The sequence below is a fragment of the Pseudomonas sp. CAN1 genome (assembly GCF_030462585.1).
GTDB lineage: Bacteria > Pseudomonadota > Gammaproteobacteria > Pseudomonadales > Pseudomonadaceae > Pseudomonas.
Window position 1 is genome coordinate 38901 of record NZ_JASMRU010000011.1, and the last position, 18224, is coordinate 57124.

General features: G+C 65.5%; 13 protein-coding genes. 6 read left to right on the forward strand and 7 right to left on the reverse strand.

The features are described from left to right. Positions 1 to 23: 23 nt before the first annotated feature. From QO207_RS16355 to QO207_RS16385, 7 genes are all read right to left on the reverse strand, one after another. Complete coding sequence (locus QO207_RS16355; protein WP_301533407.1) at positions 24 to 836, reverse strand: crotonase/enoyl-CoA hydratase family protein; 813 nt, start codon at positions 834 to 836, stop codon at positions 24 to 26. Between the two features lie 238 nt (positions 837 to 1074). Next, a complete protein-coding gene (locus QO207_RS16360) occupies positions 1075 to 2418 on the reverse strand; it encodes an amino acid permease (protein ID WP_301533408.1) in 1344 nt (447 codons plus the stop codon). A 201-nt stretch (positions 2419 to 2619) separates the two neighbouring features. Beyond that, a complete protein-coding gene (locus tag QO207_RS16365) occupies positions 2620 to 4806 on the reverse strand; it encodes a bifunctional diguanylate cyclase/phosphodiesterase (protein ID WP_301533409.1) in 2187 nt (728 codons plus the stop codon). Positions 4807 to 4911: 105 nt separating this feature from the next. After that, a complete protein-coding gene (locus QO207_RS16370) occupies positions 4912 to 7164 on the reverse strand; it encodes an arginine/lysine/ornithine decarboxylase (RefSeq protein ID WP_301533410.1) in 2253 nt (750 codons plus the stop codon). Between the two features lie 578 nt (positions 7165 to 7742). Beyond that, positions 7743 to 8480, reverse strand: coding sequence for a DNA polymerase III subunit epsilon (gene dnaQ / locus QO207_RS16375; protein ID WP_301533411.1), 738 nt, complete (start codon positions 8478 to 8480; stop codon positions 7743 to 7745). 58 nt (positions 8481 to 8538) lie between these two features. Then, complete coding sequence (rnhA, locus tag QO207_RS16380) at positions 8539 to 8982, reverse strand: ribonuclease HI (protein WP_296288268.1); 444 nt, start codon at positions 8980 to 8982, stop codon at positions 8539 to 8541. A gap of 11 nt (positions 8983 to 8993) precedes the next feature. Beyond that, entirely contained in the window at positions 8994 to 9749 is a 756-nt protein-coding gene (locus tag QO207_RS16385) for a class I SAM-dependent methyltransferase (RefSeq protein ID WP_301533486.1), read from the reverse strand. Between the two features lie 89 nt (positions 9750 to 9838). On the opposite strand from QO207_RS16385, the gene gloB reads away from it, so the two are divergent. From gloB to QO207_RS16415, 6 genes are all read left to right on the forward strand, one after another. After that, positions 9839 to 10618: a hydroxyacylglutathione hydrolase gene (gene gloB, locus QO207_RS16390; RefSeq protein WP_301533412.1), complete on the forward strand. Its 780-nt coding sequence runs from the start codon at positions 9839 to 9841 to the stop codon at positions 10616 to 10618. Between the two features lie 79 nt (positions 10619 to 10697). Continuing rightward, positions 10698 to 12311 (forward strand): LysM peptidoglycan-binding domain-containing protein, encoded by a 1614-nt coding sequence (locus QO207_RS16395; protein WP_301533413.1) that lies wholly within the window; start codon positions 10698 to 10700, stop codon positions 12309 to 12311. 115 nt (positions 12312 to 12426) lie between these two features. Then, positions 12427 to 14256 carry an extracellular solute-binding protein gene (locus tag QO207_RS16400; RefSeq protein ID WP_301533414.1) on the forward strand — a complete coding sequence of 610 codons (1830 nt, stop codon included), beginning with the start codon at positions 12427 to 12429 and terminating at the stop codon, positions 14254 to 14256. After that, positions 14253 to 16118, forward strand: coding sequence for an extracellular solute-binding protein (locus QO207_RS16405; protein WP_301533415.1), 1866 nt, complete (start codon positions 14253 to 14255; stop codon positions 16116 to 16118). The genes QO207_RS16400 and QO207_RS16405 overlap by 4 nt, the downstream gene beginning before the upstream one ends. Next, positions 16118 to 17200, forward strand: coding sequence for a microcin C ABC transporter permease YejB (locus QO207_RS16410; protein WP_301533416.1), 1083 nt, complete (start codon positions 16118 to 16120; stop codon positions 17198 to 17200). Before QO207_RS16405 ends, QO207_RS16410 begins: the two co-directional genes overlap by 1 nt. Positions 17201 to 17204: 4 nt before the next feature. Next, positions 17205 to 18224, forward strand: coding sequence for an ABC transporter permease (locus QO207_RS16415; RefSeq protein WP_301533417.1), 1020 nt, complete (start codon positions 17205 to 17207; stop codon positions 18222 to 18224).

The window sequence follows — 18224 nt, forward strand, 5'->3', positions numbered from 1 at the left end:
CGCGCAAGAAGAGTGGAAGGGCATCAATCGGCAAACTCGGCGGTCTTCTTGCTCATGTGCGCCATCATGGCGGTCTGCAGGTCAGCGGACTGCAGCATGGCGGCGTTCCAGGTGGCGATGTATTCCAGGCCGTCCTCGACGCTGTGGTCGCGGGCGTAGCCGATCATTTCCTTGGTGCCGCGAATGGCCATAGGCGACTTGGCGGCGATCTGCCGGGCGATCTCCATCACGCCGTCGAGCAGCGCGGCATGGTCGGCATAGACGCGGTTGACCAGGCCGATCTGGCGGGCTTCCTCGGCGTCGGCGTTGCGGCCGGTGTAGGCCAGCTCGCGCATGATGCCGTCGCCGATGATGCGCGGCAGGCGCTGCAGGGTGCCGACGTCGGCGGCCATGCCCATGTCGATCTCCTTGATGGAGAACAGCGCATCGCTGCTGCAGTAGCGCATGTCGCAGGCGGAGACCAGGTCGATGGCGCCGCCGATGCAGTAGCCCTGAATCGCGGCCAGCACCGGCTTGCTGCAGTTGTCCACGGCGTTGAACGAGCCCTGCAGCTGCAGGATGGTCTTGCGCAGGGCGCGGGCGTTGCGGCCGACGTCCTTGCTCATCTGGCTGCCGGCCTGGGCCAGCAGTGCCAGGTCGATGCCGGCGGAGAAGTGCTTGCCGGCGCCGCTGAGGACCACGACGCGGACTTCATCGGTGTCGTCGACCCACTGGAAGATATCGATGATCTCCTTCCAGAAGTCGGCGTTCATGGCGTTGATCTTTTCCGGACGGTTGATCTGCACATGGGCGATCTTGTCCGCCAGTTCGACGCGGAATGCTTTGTACTCGGTCACGGGAGATGTCCTCGGGAATGCCCTGCTTCTCGTCTGGGTGCGGCGCGCTGCCGCTGGAGCCCGGGCCAACAGTTCTTATGGGTGCTGCATACAGATTTTTGGCATCGCGCCACTATAACAAGGCAAGACCAAATGTCGATGCCGTGGTCTGTGACACAGGCCACGGCATGGGCCGCGAATCGACTTGCGCAGGCTTCGGCAAGTGCTTGATCTGGCAGGAGCCATGCCGCCGCGACAATCAGTCGCCTGCGGCCAGCGGCAGCCCCTGGGCGCGGTTGCGGTACTGCCGCCAGGTGTACATCGGGATGCCCGCCATGAACACCAGGAAGCCCCAGAAGATCGCCTGCTGGCCGGTGCCGTAGAGTGCCCACAGCGAGTAGAGGAAGCCCAGGCAACCGATGGCCAGCACCTGCGGGCGCGAGCGCGGCGAGAAGGATTCCGGCTTCACCGCCAGCATCTGGATCAGCGCGGCGGTGCAGAAGGCGTAGGGCACGACGCCGGTCATGGTGCCGAGCAGGATGATGACGTTGAACACCTCCACCAGCTCGCCATGGCCGTCGACCATCACCAGCGCGGTGACCAGCAGCCCCGACGACAGCAGGCCATTGGCCGGCGCGCCGTTCTTGTTGAGCTTGCCCAGGGACTCGGGGAACAGCCCGTCACGGGCCGGCGCCACCGGAATCTGGCCCTGCAGCAGGACCCACCCGTTGAGCGCACCCAGGCAAGCGATCACCGCGCCACCGGCCACCAGGTAGTAACCCCAGGTGCCCAGCAGGATGCGCGCGGCATCGGCGAACGGCGAGGTGGACTTGGCCAGCACTTCCGGCGGCATCAGGCCCTGCACGGCGGTGATCGAGAGGATGTACACCGCGGCGGCGGCCAGGGTGCCGAACAGCGTGGCGCGGGGAATGGTCTTCTTCGGGTCGCGCACGTCGTCCGCCGGCACGGTGGCCGACTCCAGGCCGATGAACGACCACAGCGTCAGCGCCGCCGTGGTGGCGATGGCCTGGGCATAACCCATGTTCGGCAGCTCGCTGGGCGCCGGGATGGTCAGGTAATCGGGATTGAAGTGGAACCAGCCGAGGATCCCCACCAGCAGCAGCGGGATCAGCTTGAGCGCGGTCAGGCAGTTCTGTACCACGGCGAAGGCGGTGATGCCGCGCAGGTTGATCAGCGTGCACAGCCAGATGGCGCCGATGGCCGTGGCCACCATCAATAGTGGGTCGGCCAGCGCCGGGATGAACACCCGCAGGTAGCCCACCAGGGTCACGGCGATGGCGGCATTGCCGATCCAGGCGGCTTTCCAGTAGGTCCAGGCGCAGAGATAGCCGGCGAAGCTGCCGAAGCCGTCGCGGGTATAGGCATAGGGCCCGCCAGCGCTGGGGTTGAGCCGCGCCAGCCGGGCGAAGGTGAAGGCCAGGATCACCGCCCCGGTGCTCGATACCAGCCAACCGAACAGGCTCAGGCCACCGAAAGCCGCCAGGCTCGACGGCAGCAGAAACACCCCCGACCCCACCATGTTGCCAACCACCAGCGCGGTGCAGCTCCAGAACCCCATGCTGCCCTTCTTCGCTTCCGCCATCTGCGCTCCTTAGAAGCCCGCCATCCCGTTTCGACTGGTTGCGCCCTGCCCTGCTACGGGTGCAGAGCGGCGATCTGTCCTACAGGGTAGACAGCGGCGGGCAAAGGAGGAAACCGATTTGCAGGGCGAAACCCCTCGTTTCGAGTGATTTCGCCCCGCTCGGTCAATATCTGCGCAGAAAGCGCCTCGCAATGAACAGGTTCAGGCAGAACCGACCTGACGCGAACCGAGGTCATAGAACTGCTCGAATTGCTGCGGTGGCATCGGTTTGGCGAACAGGTAGCCCTGCCCTTCGGTGCAGCGCTCGGCGCGCAGACGGTCACGCTGGGCGCTGGACTCGATGCCCTCGGCGATGGTCTCCAGGTCGAAGCTGCGGGCCATGTCGAGAATGGCGCGGATCACCGACAGGTCCTGCTGGGTTTCCAGCATGCCGATGACGAAGCTGCGGTCGATCTTGATCCGGCTCAGCGGGTAGGTCTTCAGCAGGCTGAGGGACGCATAGCCGGTGCCGAAATCATCGAAGGCGATGCCGACGCCGTAGGAGCGCAGGCTCTGCAAGGTGCTGAGCACCGAGTCATCGTGGTTGAGCACGATGTTCTCGGTGATTTCCAGCTCCAGGGCCTCCGCCGGCAGGCCATGGCGCTCCAGCGCTTCGAGCACCTGCGAAACCAGGTTGCCCATGCGGAACTGCGCACCGAACAGGTTCACCCCCATGCGCAGGTTAGGCGCGCCGTTGCGCCGCCAGTAGGCGGCCTGGGCACAGGCCTCATCGAGAATCCAGGCACCGACGATGGCCGCCAAGGGACCACCCTCCAGCGAAGGCAGGAAGGCCGCGGGCGACAGCAGGCCGCGCTGCGGGTGCTGCCAGCGGATCAGCGCCTCGGCGCCGCGCAGCGAGCCATCACGCAGGCTGACCTGCGGCTGGTAGAACAGCAGAAACTCACCGTTGGCCACGGCCCGGTGCAACTCCATGCCATACAGATGCCGCGCCGCCGCTTCCATCTTCAGTGCCGGAACGAACACGAAAGCGTGGCCACGCCCGCTGATCTTGGCCTTGAACAGCGCCAGGTCGGCATCGCCCACCAGCTCCAGGGCCTCCTGTGCGTGCAGCGGCGACAGCGCCACCCCGCAACTGGCGGCCACCCGTACTTCATGGGCATCGATGACGATCGGTTCGGCGATGCTGGCGATCACTGCCTGGGCGAAGCGCATGGCGTGCTCGGGTGTCAGCAGATTGGGTTCGAGAATGGCGAACTCGTCGCCGCCGATCCGTGCCACCGTGGCGCCGGGCGTGGCCAGGCGCGCCAGGCGCTCGGCAACCTGACGGAGAATGCCATCTCCCACGGCGTGGCCGAGGGAGTCGTTGACGTCCTTGAAGCCGTCCAGGTCGATCATCAGCACCGCCGCCGGGCGCGACTGCACCAGCAGCTCTTCGGCACACCGATAGAACTGGCCACGGTTGGCCAGGCCGGTGAGCACGTCGACGCTGGCCAGCTGGCGCAGTGCTTCCTCTTGCTGATGGCGGGCGGTGAGGTCCTTGAGTACGGCCTCGAACTTCAGCTTGCCCTTCTCCGACCAGCTGAACAGGGTCAGCCCCAGGGCCAGCTCGGCGCCGTCCTTGCGTACACCGGTGATCTCGCCGGGCACGGCCATGCCGTCCAGCGAGGTAGCGTCACTGGCGCCGCTGATCAGGGCGTGGAAGGTCGCGCGGTCGCGCTCGGGCAGCAGCAACTCGAAGGCCTGCCCGCAGCCCTCGATAAGCTCGTAGCCGAACAGGTTGGCCGCCGCCTCGTTCCAGGCGCCGATCTCGCCCCAGCAGTCGAACCAGACCACGGGAGTCGGCGAGGTGCCGGCGTACTCCTCGAACAGCGGCCGCGTGCGCGACGAGGCCACCTCGATGCGCCGCAGCTCCAGGCGGTCGGATGCCATGCGCGCCAGCTCGCGCAGGCGTTCGCAGTCATCGGGGGTGAAGTCTTCATGGGGCTGACTGTCGATGATGCACAGGGCACCCAACGGTTGCCCTTCCACCGATAGCAACGGCACGCCCGCGTAGAAACGCACGCCGTTGGGCGCGGTCACCAGCGGGTTGTCGTGGAAGCGCTCGTCCTGACTGGCATCACGCACCACCATCACTTCATCCTGGGTAATGGCGTGGGCGCAGAAGGAAACGTCGCGGCCCATGTCCACCTCGCCAATACCGGCGGCGGCGGCGAAGAACACATGGTCACTGCCGATCATGTTCACGGCCGCGACCGGCATGCCGAACATGCGCACGGCGATCTGCACAACCGGGTCCAGGCTGGGCAGCAGGCTTTCGTCGTCGAATCCATAGTCGGCAAGCGCGCTCAGGCGCTCACTCTCGTTCGGCAACGTCACGGGACAGCGCATGGGGGAAACCTCCCTTTTTCCTCAATTTCTCCCTTTACCGATCCGCACAGGATAGTAGCACTTTGGACATTCAGGGCCGGCCCCCGCCACGCAGGGGCCGGACGGTCATTTGCAGCACTCCACGGTGTAGCGTTTCTGCCCATCTATCTCGCGGATCTGCAGGCCGTGTACGTCGGAATCGAAGCCGGGGAAGTTGTGCTCGAAACTCTGGGCGAAGGCCAGGTAATCGAGTATGGAACGGGTGGATTCAGTGAACCTTTCCCCTGGCATGATCAGCGGGATGCCTGGCGGATATGGCACCAGCATCACCGCCGCGATGCGTCCCTCCAGCCGATCGATAGGGACGGCTTCGACTTCGCCACGCACCAGTTGTGCGTAGGCGTCGGCCGGGCGCATGGCGATCTCCGGCAGCACCGTGTACATGCGTTTCATCGCCTTGGCAGTGGCGTGATCGCGGTAGCAGCGGTGCAGCTCGTCGCACAGGTCGCGCAGGCCCATGCCGGCATAGCGCGCGCCGCCAGCCTGGGCAACGCTGGGCAACGCGTCCGCCAGCGGCTGGTTGGCGTCGTAGCTGCGCTTGAACTCCAGCAGTTCGGTAACCAGGGTGCTCCACTTGCCCTTGGTCACACCCATGGAGAACAGCACGAGGAAGGAGTACAGCCCGGTCTTTTCCACCACCAGCCCGCGCTCCCAGAGGAAGCGGCTGACCACCGCGGCGGGAATCCCCCGCGAATCCAGCCGTCCGCCCGCGGTCAGCCCCGGCGTGGCCAGGGTGACCTTAATCGGGTCGAGCAGCACGTAGTCTTCCACTGCGTCGCCGAAGCCGTGCCAGTCGGCGTTGGGCTCCAGCACCCAGTCACGGGTTTTCACCTCGTCGGTGCCTTCCACCCCTGGCGGCTGCCAGACGCAGAACCACCAGTCATCCTCGGCAAGGCTCTGCTGCACGTTGGCCAGGGCGCGGCGGAAGCTCAGCGCCTCGTCGAAGGTCTCCTGGATCAGCGAGCGCCCGGCCGGGCCTTCCATCATCGCCGAGGCCACGTCCAGCGAGGCGATGATGCCGTACTGCGGCGAGGTGGAGATGTGCATCATGAAGGCTTCGTTGAAGCGCGCCTGCTCGAAGCGCCGCACGCCGGCATCCTGCACGTGGATCATCGAGGCCTGGCTGAACGCCGCGAGCATCTTGTGCGTGGAGTGGGTGGTGAACACCAGCGGGCCGCCGTCGTCGCGGCTGGTGCCCATGCCATAGCGGCCGTCATAGAACTCATGGAAGGCCGCATAGGCGTACCAGGCTTCGTCGAAATGCAGCACCTCGACGCTGTCGCCCAGGGCCTGCTTGATCATCTGTGCGTTGTAGCAGAGGCCGTCATAGGTGGAGTTGGTCACCACCGCCAGCCGCACCCTGGGCTCACGGCCGCGCGCCAGCGGGCTGGCCTCGATCTTCGCGGCGATGGATTCACGGCTGAATTCCGACAGCGGGATCGGCCCGATGATGCCCAGTTCGTTGCGCTCCGGCGTCAGATACAGCGGGATCGCGCCAGTCATGATGATCGAATGCAGGATCGACTTGTGGCAGTTGCGATCCACCAGCACCAGGTCGTCGCGGCAGACCATGGAGTGCCAGACGATCTTGTTCGCCGTGGAGGTGCCGTTGATCACGAAGTAGGTGTGGTCGGCGCCGAAATTGCGCGCAGCGCGGGCTTCCGCCTCGGCCAGCGGGCCGGTGTGATCGAGCAGCGAGCCCAGCTCCGGCACCGAGACGGAGAGGTCCGAACGCAGCGTGTTCTCGCCGAAGAACTGATGGAAAGCCTGCCCTACCGGGCTCTTGCGATAAGCCACGCCACCGCCGTGGCCGGGCGTGTGCCAGGAATAGTTGGACTGCGCGGTGTGCTCCACCAGCGCGCGGAAGAACGGAGGCAGCAGCCCCTCCAGGTACTTGCGCGCGGCGCGGCTGACCTGCCGGGCAAGGAACGGCACGGTGTCTTCGAACAGGTAGAGGATGCCGCGTAGCTGGTGCAGGTCGGCCATGGACTCGGCGGGCGCGTTCTCGATGGTCATCTGCTCGCCCAGGGCGAAGATCGGCAACTGCGGCGCCCGCACCCGCGCCATGCGGATCAGCTCCACCACGTCCTGCAGCAACCGCTGGTTCTCCCCCGCCCCCTCGGCGGCCACCAGGATGCAGGCCAGCCCGTGGTGGGTCGACGCGACGATCCTGCCTTCGGCGGAACTGGCGGTGGAAAGGATGCTGAAGCCGTCCTGCTCCAGCTCCCTCGCGATATCCCGCACCCGGTCGCCGGCCACGGTATCGGCCTTGATATCGCGGTGGACGATGAGGATGGGGAATTTCAAGTCTTTGTACATTGTGAACCCCTGAATGACGTACGACTGGCGTCGATCCCTTTCAGAGTATGGACCCACGGAATGTAAGGGAATGCGCTCGGCTGACCGCTGTAATAAAACGTCGCGTGGGTGACAGGACACCCACCTTCAGCGCTCTGCTCTGCTCTGCTCTGGCTTATTAGGACTTCCAGCAAAACATCAGCGCACTCCGACTGCCCCGTTCAGGAGGCCTCGTTGAAGCGAAGTTTCAGGGGTTGAGCGGCATGGATGCCGCGAGAGCCGCGATGGGCCAGGGATGGCCCTTCGCGGCGTGCCCCTGAAACTTCGATTCAACGAGGGAATTTTTCGCCTAAGCGAAAAACCGGATGTCCGGGGCAAGACCTTTGCCTCCTTTGGGGCGTTTGCCAAAGGAGGTCGCCCGAGGGGGCGAAACAGGAAGTCCAGGCGCACGCCGAAGCGGCGCAGAAAATCCCAACCAGAAGCAAGAGCATCGCGGAGAAGCTCCGCTCCTACAAAAGCCCAAACCCCATAGCCAGTGCCACAAATGAAAAAGGCCCCAGTTCAGGGGCCTTTCCTCACAAATCATGCAGCACGAAGAATCACTCCTTCGGCGCCTCCATCTGCGCCCACAGCGACGGGCCGCCGGCAGACTTCTCGATCACCGCCAGTCTCGCCACATGCGCCTCGATCTCCGCATCACTGGCGCGGATCACCCGCGTCAACCCACGCTCAGCCGCCAGGCGACGGATCGCCGAGGCCGTGGCACGGCCGCTGCCGTCACCTTCAGCACCGTTGCCAGCCAGCGACAGGCTGGTCTGGCCACCGGTCATCGCCAGGTAGACGTCGGCCAGAATCTCGGCATCGAGCAATGCGCCGTGCAGATCACGGCCGGAGTTATCGACACCGTAGCGCTTGCACAGCGCATCGAGGTTGTTGCGCTGCCCCGGATGGCGCTCACGGGCCATCAGCAGGGTATCGAGGATGCCGCAGTAATCGGCCACGTCCGCGCGCTCGCTCTGCCCCAGCAGGGCGAACTCGTTGTTGATGAAGCCAACGTCGAACGCCGCGTTGTGGATGATCAACTGGGCGCCCTTGATGAACTCGAAGAAGTCATCCGCCACTTCTCGGAAGCGCGGCATGTCCTTGACGTAGTCATTGGTGATGCCGTGGACCGCGATGGCGCCTTCGTCGATCTCGCGATCAGGCTGCAGGTAGACGTGGAAGTGCCGGCCGGTCAGCCGGCGGCCTTCGAGTTCGACGCAACCGATCTCGATGATCCGGTGGCCGTCGGTGACCGGCATACCGGTCGTTTCGGTGTCGAGTACGACGCTACGCATTCTGTGTGAAACCTTCTTGCGGTTGATTCGCCCGGAACGCTCCGGGCAATCCTTGATCTCAGCGCGGCAGTTCGCTCACGCCACGGTTGGCGAGCATGTCGGCGCGTTCGTTGCCGGGGTGGCCGGTGTGGCCGCGCACCCAGCGCCATTCGACAGTATGCCGGTTCACCTGCTCGTCCAGCGCCTGCCACAGGTCGGCATTCTTCACCGGCTGCTTGGCGGCGGTCTTCCAGCCGCGCTTCTTCCAGTTGGGCATCCACTCGGTGATGCCCTGCATGACGTACTGCGAGTCGGTGACGATACGCACATCGCAATGCCGCTTGAGCGCGGCCAGGGCCATGATGGCCGCCGTCATTTCCATGCGGTTGTTGGTGGTTTCCGCCTCGCCGCCCCACAGTTCGCGCTCGGCGCCCTTGTAGAACAGCACGGCGCCCCAGCCACCCGGTCCCGGGTTGCCCTTGCAGGCGCCGTCGGTATAGATCTCGACTTTCTCTTCGCTCATTTGGCTCGCTTTCAGGACTCGGAATCGCGGCGGCTGACCTTGGCCACCGGCAGCGGCACCAGTTGGCCGCGCGGCTCGCGACGGGGCTGACGCAGGGGTCGCAGACCGACCACCAGCTTGCGCGCCACCAGCAGATAGAAGCCGGCGCCGGTCCCCTGCAGGACGGGTCCCCAGGTTTCCATGCGGGCCAGACGGCCCTGCCATTTCGCCGATGCAAGCGGCGGACGATAACATCCGAAGCGGCGTTTCTCCAGCGCGAAGCCCAGCAGGTTGAGCCAGTCGCAGACCCGCGTCGGCGAGATGCAGCGGGCACGGCGCAAGGCGTCACGGGCGAAATAATGGCGAATGCCCCAGGCGCTCCAGGGGTTGACCCCGACCACCAGCAGGTGCCCGCCAGGGCGCACGCTGCGAGCGGCTTCACGCAGCAGGCGATGGGGTGACAGGCAGAAGTCCAGGCCGTGCTGCAGCAGCACCACGTCGGCGGCGTGCTCGCCCAGCGGCCAGGCCGCCTCGTCGCAGGCGATCTCCACCCCCGGCAGCGGCGGCCCGAGGCGCACGCCACGCTGGATATTGCCGACGCTGGCCGGCAGCTCCGCATGGGGCCCGTAATGCACCAGGTAACCGCCGAAATAGCGTTCGAGCTCGTCGATCAGCAGTTGCTGTTCCTCGGCGAGCATCATTCCGCCGATCGGCCCGGACAGCCAGTGGCGGGCCTGGTCGATCAGCTCCAGCCAGTCGGCATCGGCCTGGGCGAAGGGTTCTTCGATCATCACTACCCCCTGTGGGACAGCGCGACACAAATGTGCGTATCCGCACTACTATGCGCCAATGCCCACCTCTTGGCGACTTCGAGCCCATGATACAGATAGACGCACTGCCCGCCTTTTCCGATAACTACCTGTGGCTGTTGCAGGATGTGACCCGCCGCGAGTGCGCGGTGGTCGACCCGGGCGACGCCGGCCCGGTCGAGCGCTGGCTGGAGGCCCACCCTGGCTGGAAGCTGACCGACATCCTGGTCACCCACCACCACGCCGACCACGTCGGCGGCGTCGCCCGCCTGAAGGAAGCCACCGGCGCCCGCGTGCTCGGCCCGGCCGGAGAGAAGATCCCCGCCCGCGACGTGGCGCTGGAAGATGGCGACCAGGTCGAGGTGCTCGGCCTGGGCTTCGAGATCATCCATGTGCCCGGCCACACCCTGGGACACATCGCGTATTTCAACGATGACCAGCAGCAGCCCCTGCTGTTCTGCGGCGACACCCTGTTCGCTGCCGGCTGCGGCCGACTGTTCGAGGGCACCCCGGCGCAGATGCATGCCTCGCTGAGCCGCCTGGCTGCCCTGCCCGGCTCCACAGCGGTGTACTGCGCCCACGAGTACACCCTGAGCAACCTGCGCTTCGCCTGTGCGGTGGAACCGGAGAATCCCGAGGTGCTCGCCCGCTTCGAGGAAGTCAGCCGCTGGCGGGAACAGGGGAAGATCAGCCTACCTTCTTCAATTGCCCTGGAACGAGCTACGAATCCATTCCTTCGGGTGTCGGAAATATCCGTTAAGAAAATCGCCGACGAGCGGAGCGGCCAGCAAATCCGCACGCCGGAGGAGGTCTTTGCGGCTATTCGTCGCTGGAAGGACCAGTTCTGAGGCTTGGCGAAATCTTGACCAGGGCCGGCGCGATTCCTAGAATCCCCGAAATTTTTGCCCCGGACACAGTCAACAGCCAATGCCGCCCAAGACCAGCAAGACCTCCGATCTAGACGCATTGGCACGTGCCATCCGAGTCTCCATCGTACTGCTCGCCGCAGGCCTGGCCGGCTGCCAGTCGACGCCGCAATCGTCGTCCAGCAGCCCGGTCCGTAGCGCTTCGCGCGCCATCGACGTGCAGTTCAACCCAGCCTGGACCCAGGCCCAGAACGATATCTGGGATCGCATGCGCGGCGGCTTCCAGCTGCAGGACCAGCTCAATACCAACCCGCGTATCGAGCGCCAGCGCCTGTGGTTCATGAGCAACCAGTCGTTCCTGGAAAACGCCAGCGAACGTGGTGCGCCGTACATGCACTACGTCGTCGAGCGCCTGGAAGAGCGCGACATGCCGCTGGAGCTGGCGCTGCTGCCGATGATCGAGAGCTCGTACAACCCGATGGCCGTGTCGCGCGCCCAGGCCGTGGGCCTGTGGCAGTTCATCCCGAGCACCGGTACGCACTTCAACCTGCGCCAGACCAACTTCTATGACGGCCGCCGCGACATCACCGCGTCGACCAATGCCGCGCTGACCTACCTGAATCGCCTGCACGACATGTTCAACGGCGACTGGCTGCTCGCCCTGGCTGCCTACAACGCCGGCGAAGGCACCGTCAGCCGCGCCATCGAGCGCAACGAGCGCCTCGGCCTGCCCACCGACTACTGGAACCTGCCGCTGCCGCAGGAAACCCAGGACTACGTGCCCAAGCTGCTGGCCCTGTCGCAGCTGGTCAATGCCCCGACCATCTACGGCATCAACCTCAGTCCGATCGCCAACCAGCCCTACTTCACCTCCATTCGCGTCAAGCCGGGCCTGGACCTGTCCCAGGTCGCCGCCGTCGCCGACCTGGACGAAGACGAGCTGTACCAGCTCAACCCCGCCTTCAAGCGCAAGGTGACCATCGACGGGCCGCATCACCTGCTGGTACCGCTGGCCAAGGCCGACAGCCTGAAAGCCGGCGTAGCCAACCTGGAGCCGGTGCAGATCAAGCCGGTGATCGTGGCCAGCCGCGGCAGCCAGTACCGTGTGCGTAAGGGCGACAGCCTGCACAGCATCGCCCAGCGCTACCGCCTGAGCGTGGCTGAGCTGAAGGCGGCCAACCGCCTGAGCGCCAACCGCCTGCGCAATGGCCAGACGCTGACCATCCCCGGCCAGCCGGGCCGCCCGACCATCGAACCGGAGAGCCCGCGCCAACTGGCCGCGGTGGAAAACTCGAAGACCGTCGCCGGCGCCCGCGTCGCCACCCGCAGCTACACCGTGAAGAACGGCGATACGTTGTGGAACATCGCCAAGAAGAATGGCGTCGAGGTCGCCGACCTCAAGCGCTGGAACGGCCTGGACAGCCACGGCGTCAAGCCCGGCCAGACCCTCAAGCTGCAGAGCGCCGCCGCCACCCAGCTGGCGTCCACCAGCAAGACCAAGGCCAAGCAGGACACCGCGACCTACTACAAGGTCAAGCAGGGCGATTCGATGTACCTGATCGCCAAGCGCTTCAACGTCGAGATGCAGCACATCAAGCGCTGGAACCCGCGCAGCGGCAAGGCGCTGAAGCCCGGCCAGACCATCACCCTGTACCTCGACACCGCCAGCCGCTGAGTTTCACCCTGCGCCGGGGCGCACAGCCCCGGCAGCATGTCTTCTGGCAGCCTAGACAAGCTGCTACTGTACGACGCTAACCCCTTCAGCCAGCCAGGATCGGATCCTACGCCTGATGCGTCGTTTGTCTCTGTTGCTCCTGGGCCTCTTCCTGGGGCTCCCCGCCTCCGCCCAGATCATCGAGAGCCACGGCTACGCGCAGTTCGGCGATCTCAAGTACCCGGCCAACTTCGACCATTTCGACTGGGTCAATCCGAAGGCGCCCAAGGGCGGAACCCTGCGCCTGATGGCCCTGGGCAGCTTCGACACGCTCAACCCCTACACCTTCAAGGGCAGCCCGCCGATCAGCACCGCCGACTTCCTGCAGTACGGCGTCAGCGAGCTGAACGAACCGCTGATGGTCGGCACTGGGCTGTACGATCCTTCCGGCGACGAACCCGCCTCCAGCTATGGCCTGATCGCCCGCAGCGTGGAATACGCCGATGACCGCAGCTGGGTGGTGTTCAACCTGCGCCCGGAAGCGCGCTTCCACGACGGCAAGCCGATCACCGCCTACGACGTGGCCTTCTCCTACCGCACCCTGCTGCACCACGGCCACCCCATGTACCGCACCAGCCTGCAGGAAGTGCAGCGGGTCGACATTCTCTCGGCGCAGAGCATCCGCTTCGTCTTCAAGCGCCACGACAACCCGCTGCTGATCCTGCGCCTGGGCGAGATGCCGGTGCTGCCGCAGCACTACTGGAAGGGCCGCGACTTCCAGGCCACCACCTTCGACGCACCGCTGGGCAGCGGCCCCTACCGGATCAAAGAGGTGGTACCGGGCCGGCGCCTGGTGTTCGAGCGGGTCGAGGACTGGTGGGGCAAGGACCTGCCGGTGAACCGCGGCAAGTACAACTTCGACCGCGTCGAGGTGGACTTCTACCGTGATGCCGGCATTGCCTTCGAGGCATTCAAGGCCGGCGAATTCGACGTCTACATCGAGCACCAGGCGAAGAACTGGCGCAGCAACTACCGCTTCCCGGCGGTGCGTCGCGGCGAGGTGGTCAAGGTGGAGATTCCCCACCAGATCCCCACCCAGACCCAGGCGCTGTTCATGAACACGCGCCGGCCAACCTTCGCCGACCGCCGCCTGCGCGAGGCGCTGGGCATGATGTTCGACTTCGAATGGACCAACCGCGCACTGTTCAATGACGCCTACGTACGCGCCAGCAGCTACTACCCCAACAGTACCTTCGCCGCCAGCGGCGTCCCCCAGGGCAAGGAGTGGCTGCTGCTCTCGCCGTTCCGTCAGCAATTGCCCGACGGCCTCTTCAGCCGCCCCTTCACGGTGCCGGTGACCAAGGGCAGCGGCATCCCGCGGGAAACCCTGCGCCATGCATTGGGTCTATTGGGCGAAGCCGGCTGGAAGCTCTCCGGCGACCGCCTGCAGGACGCCAGCGGCAAGCCGCTGCGCTTCGAGATCCTGCTGGTCAACCCGAGCCTTGAGCGCATCCTCCAGCCCTACCGCGAGAATCTCGCCAGCATCGGCATCGATGCGAGCTTGCGCACCGTGGACCGCGCCCAGTACAAACAGCGTCTGGACCAGTTCGACTACGACATAATTCTGATGACCCTGCCCCAGACCCTGAGCCCCGGCCTCGAACAATGGCAGTACTTCCACTCCAGCCAGGTGGCGGTCAAGGGCAGCAAGAACTATGCGGGCATCGCCAACCCCGTGGTGGACGCGATGCTCGAGAAACTGCTGGGCGCCACCGACCGCGACCAGCAGGAAGCCGCCGCCCGCGCCCTCGACCGGGTGCTGCTGTGGCAGCACTACAGCATTCCCAACTGGTACCTGAACAAGCACCGGCTGGCGTACCGCAACCGCTTCGCCTTCGTCACCACGCCGCCCTATACGCTGGGCCTGCGCGCCTGGTGGCAAAAAGACCAGGAGAAAAACCTATGAAAAGCCCCCGCCGCGCCGCGCTCTGCGCCGGCCTGTTGCTGGGACTGCTGGGCAGTGCGCAGGCCGCGCCGCAGCACGCCATCACCCTGTATGACGAGGCGCCGAAATACCCGGCGAACTTCAAGCACTTCGACTTCGTCAACGCCGATGCGCCCAAGGGCGGCACCCTGCGCCTCTCCGACTTCGGCGGCTTCGACAGCCTCAACCCGTTCATCGCCAAGGGCAACTCCGCGCCGCAGATCAACCTGATCTACGACACCCTGACCTTCCACTCCCTCGACGAGCCCTTCACCGAATACGGCCTGCTCGCCGAGAAGATCGAGAAGGACCCGGAGCATCGCTTCGTCCGCTACTACCTGCGCCCCGAGGCACGCTTCCAGGACGGCACGCCGGTCACCGCCGAAGACGTCGTATTCACCTTCGAGACCCTGATGAAGGACGGCGACCCGATGTACCGCAACTACTACGCGGACGTCGACAAGGTGGTGGCCGAGGACAAGCTCCGCGTGCGCTTCGACTTCAAGCACGGCGACAACCGCGAGCTGCCGCTGATCCTTGGCCAGCTGTCGATCCTGCCCAAGCACTGGTGGGCCAGCCGCGACTTCAACAAGACCAACATGGAGCCGCCGCTGGGCAGCGGCCCCTATCGCATCGCCAAGGTCGAGGCCGGTCGCTCGATCCGCTACGAGAAGGTCAAGGACTGGTGGGGCGACAAGCTGCCGGTGAACCGCGGCTTCAACAACTTCGACGCCGTGGTGGTGGAGTCCTACCGCGACCTCACCGTCGCCCTGGAAGCCTTCAAGGCCGGGCAGTTCGACTTCAACGACGAGCGCATCGCGAAGAACTGGGCGACTGCCTACGACTCGCCCGCCGTGCGCGACGGCCGCATCGTCCGCGAGGAACCGGTGAACGGCAACCCCTGGGGCATGCAGGCCTACGCCTTCAACATCCGCCGCCCGGTGTTCCAGGACCCGCGCGTGCGCGAGGCGATCAGCAACCTGTTCGACTTCGAGTGGACCAACAAGCAGCTGTTCTTCGGTTCCTACCTGCGCGACGGCAGCTACTTCGAGAACTCCGAGATGGCCGCCAAGCAGCTGCCCGACGAGCAGGAACTGAAAATCCTCGAACCACTGCGCGACAAGCTGCCGCCGGAAGTCTTCACCCAGGTCTACGTGCCGCCCACCAGCGACGGAAGCGGCATCATCCGCGAGCAGAAGCGCAAGGCCTACCAGTTGCTGCTGGAGGCCGGCTACAAGATCGAGAACGACAAGATGGTCGGCCCAGACGGCAAGCAGCTGAGCTTCGAGTTCATGCTCGCCCAGGCCGACTTCGAGCGCGTGCTGCTGCCCTTCAAGCGCAACCTCGCGGAGCTGGGCATCGACATGCAGCTGCGCCGCGTCGACGTCTCGCAGTACATCAACCGCCTGCGCTCGCGGGACTACGACATGATCGTCAGCAGCTGGCCGCAGTCCAGCTCGCCAGGCAACGAACAGCGCGAGTTCTGGCACTCCAGCAGCGCCGACAAGCCCGGCAGCCGCAACTTCATCGGCCTGCGCGACCCCGGCGTCGACGCCCTGGTGGAGGGCCTGATCAACGCCGACTCCCGCGAAAGCCTGGTGCGCCACGCCCGCGCCCTCGACCGCGCACTGCTCTGGGGCCACTACGTGGTGCCCAACTGGTACCTGGGCAACTGGCGCATCGCCTACTGGAACCGCATCGCCCACCCGGAAAAACTGCCGCCCTACAGCTATGCCCTGCAGACCTGGTGGCAGGCCCGCGACAAGGCGGTGCCGACCAAGGCGGACGCCAAGGCCGCCAGCGAAACGCCGGCTGACGGCGCCGTCGTCCAAGGGGCCCAGTAATGCTGGCCTACATCCTGCGGCGCCTGCTGCTGATCATCCCCACCCTGTTCGGCATCCTGCTGATCAACTTCATCATCATCCAGGCCGCCCCCGGCGGCCCGGTGGAGCAGATGATCGCCAAGCTGGAAGGCTTCGACGCCGCCAGCGGCGGCGCCACCGGGCGCATCTCCGGCGGCGGCGGTGAAGTTGCCGCGGCCGGCACCCACTACCGCGGCGCCCAGGGCCTGGACCCGGAACTGGTGAAGGAAATCGAGCGCATGTACGGCTTCGACAAGCCGGCGCCCGAGCGCTTCTGGATCATGCTGAAGAATTACGTGCACCTGGACTTCGGCCAGAGCTTCTTCCGCGACGCCAAGGTCACCGACCTGATCGTCGAGAAGCTGCCGGTCTCCATCTCCCTCGGGCTATGGAGCACGCTGATCATGTACCTGGTGTCGATCCCCCTGGGCATCGCCAAGGCGGTGCGCCACGGCAGCCACTTCGACGTCTGGACCAGCTCTGCGATCATCGTCGGCTACGCCATCCCCGCCTTCCTATTCGCCATCCTGCTGGTGGTGCTGTTCGCCGGCGGCAGCTACTGGGACTGGTTCCCGCTAAGGGGACTGACCTCCAATAACTTCGACGAGCTGACCTGGGCCGGCAAGGTCCGCGACTACTTCTGGCACCTGGCGCTGCCCATCACGGCGCTGGTGATCGGCAACTTCGCCACCATCACCCTGCTGACCAAGAACAGCTTCCTCGACGAGATCGGCAAGCAGTACGTGGTCACCGCCCGCGCCAAGGGCCTGACCGAGCGCCGCGTGCTCTACGGCCACGTGTTCCGCAACGCCATGCTGCTGATCATCGCCGGCCTGCCCTCGGCCCTGCTGGGCATCTTCTTCACCGGCTCGCTGCTGATCGAGGTGATCTTCTCCCTCGACGGCCTGGGCCTGCTCAGCTTCGAGGCGGCACTGAACCGCGACTACCCGGTGGTGTTCGGCACGCTGTTCATCTTCACCCTGTTCGGCCTGATCATGAAGCTGGTCAGCGACGTCCTCTACACGCTGGTCGATCCGCGCATCGACTTCGAGAACCGGGAGTAATCCGATGCGCCTGTCTCCCATCAATCAGCGCCGCTGGGCGCGCTTCAAGGCCAACAAGCGTGGCTGGTGGTCGCTCTGGCTGTTCCTCACGCTGTTCATCCTGAGCCTGGGCGCCGAGCTGATCGCCAACGACAAGCCACTGGCGATCCGCTACGACGGCGAATGGTACTTCCCGGTGGTCAAGCGCTACCCGGAAACCGCCTTCGGCGGCGAGTTCCCCATGGAAGCGAACTACAAGAGCCCGTACATGCGCGAGCAGATCGCGCAGAAGAACGGCTGGATCCTCTGGCCGCCGATCGCCTACAGCTTCGACACCATCAACTACGACCTTCGGGTGCCGGCACCCTCGGCGCCCACCGCGGAAAACTGGCTGGGTACTGACGACCAGGCCCGCGACGTCATGGCGCGGGTGATCTACGGCTTCCGCGTGTCCGTGCTGTTCGCCCTGATCCTCACCGTGCTCAGCTCCATCGTCGGCGTCGTCGTCGGTGCGCTGCAGGGTTTCTACGGCGGCTGGGTGGACCTGCTCGGCCAGCGCTTCCTGGAAATCTGGTCGGGCCTGCCGGTGCTCTACCTGCTGATCATCCTCGCCAGCTTCGTGCAGCCGAGCTTCTGGTGGCTGCTGGGGATCATGCTGCTGTTCTCCTGGATGAGCCTGGTGGACGTGGTGCGCGCCGAGTTCCTCCGTGGCCGCAACCTGGAGTACGTGCGCGCCGCGCGCGCCCTGGGCATGCGCAACGGGGCGATCATGTTCCGCCACATCCTGCCCAACGCGATGATCTCCACCCTGACCTTCATGCCCTTCATCCTCACCGGCGCGATCGGCACCCTGACCTCCCTGGACTTCCTCGGCTTCGGCCTGCCCGCCGGCGCGCCGTCGCTGGGCGAGCTGGTCGCCCAGGGCAAGTCCAACCTGCAGGCGCCCTGGCTGGGCATCACCGCGTTCGTGGTACTGGCCGTGATGCTGAGCCTGCTGGTGTTCATCGGCGAAGCCGCCCGCGATGCCTTCGACCCGAGGAAGTGA

Excerpts from the sequence above, each read along its gene's own strand:
- QO207_RS16370 (WP_301533410.1), bottom strand. The coding sequence starts at position 7,164 with ATGTACAAAGACTTGAAATTCCCCATCCTCATCGTCCACCGCGATATC.
- QO207_RS16410 (WP_301533416.1), top strand. The coding sequence starts at position 16,118 with ATGCTGGCCTACATCCTGCGGCGCCTGCTGCTGATCATCCCCACCCTG.
- QO207_RS16405 (WP_301533415.1), top strand. The coding sequence starts at position 14,253 with ATGAAAAGCCCCCGCCGCGCCGCGCTCTGCGCCGGCCTGTTGCTGGGA.
- gloB (WP_301533412.1), top strand. The coding sequence starts at position 9,839 with ATGATACAGATAGACGCACTGCCCGCCTTTTCCGATAACTACCTGTGG.
- dnaQ (WP_301533411.1), bottom strand. The coding sequence starts at position 8,480 with ATGCGTAGCGTCGTACTCGACACCGAAACGACCGGTATGCCGGTCACC.
- QO207_RS16365 (WP_301533409.1), bottom strand. The coding sequence starts at position 4,806 with ATGCGCTGTCCCGTGACGTTGCCGAACGAGAGTGAGCGCCTGAGCGCG.
- QO207_RS16400 (WP_301533414.1), top strand. The coding sequence starts at position 12,427 with ATGCGTCGTTTGTCTCTGTTGCTCCTGGGCCTCTTCCTGGGGCTCCCC.
- rnhA (WP_296288268.1), bottom strand. The coding sequence starts at position 8,982 with ATGAGCGAAGAGAAAGTCGAGATCTATACCGACGGCGCCTGCAAGGGC.
- QO207_RS16360 (WP_301533408.1), bottom strand. The coding sequence starts at position 2,418 with ATGGCGGAAGCGAAGAAGGGCAGCATGGGGTTCTGGAGCTGCACCGCG.
- QO207_RS16415 (WP_301533417.1), top strand. The coding sequence starts at position 17,205 with ATGCGCCTGTCTCCCATCAATCAGCGCCGCTGGGCGCGCTTCAAGGCC.
- QO207_RS16395 (WP_301533413.1), top strand. The coding sequence starts at position 10,698 with ATGCCGCCCAAGACCAGCAAGACCTCCGATCTAGACGCATTGGCACGT.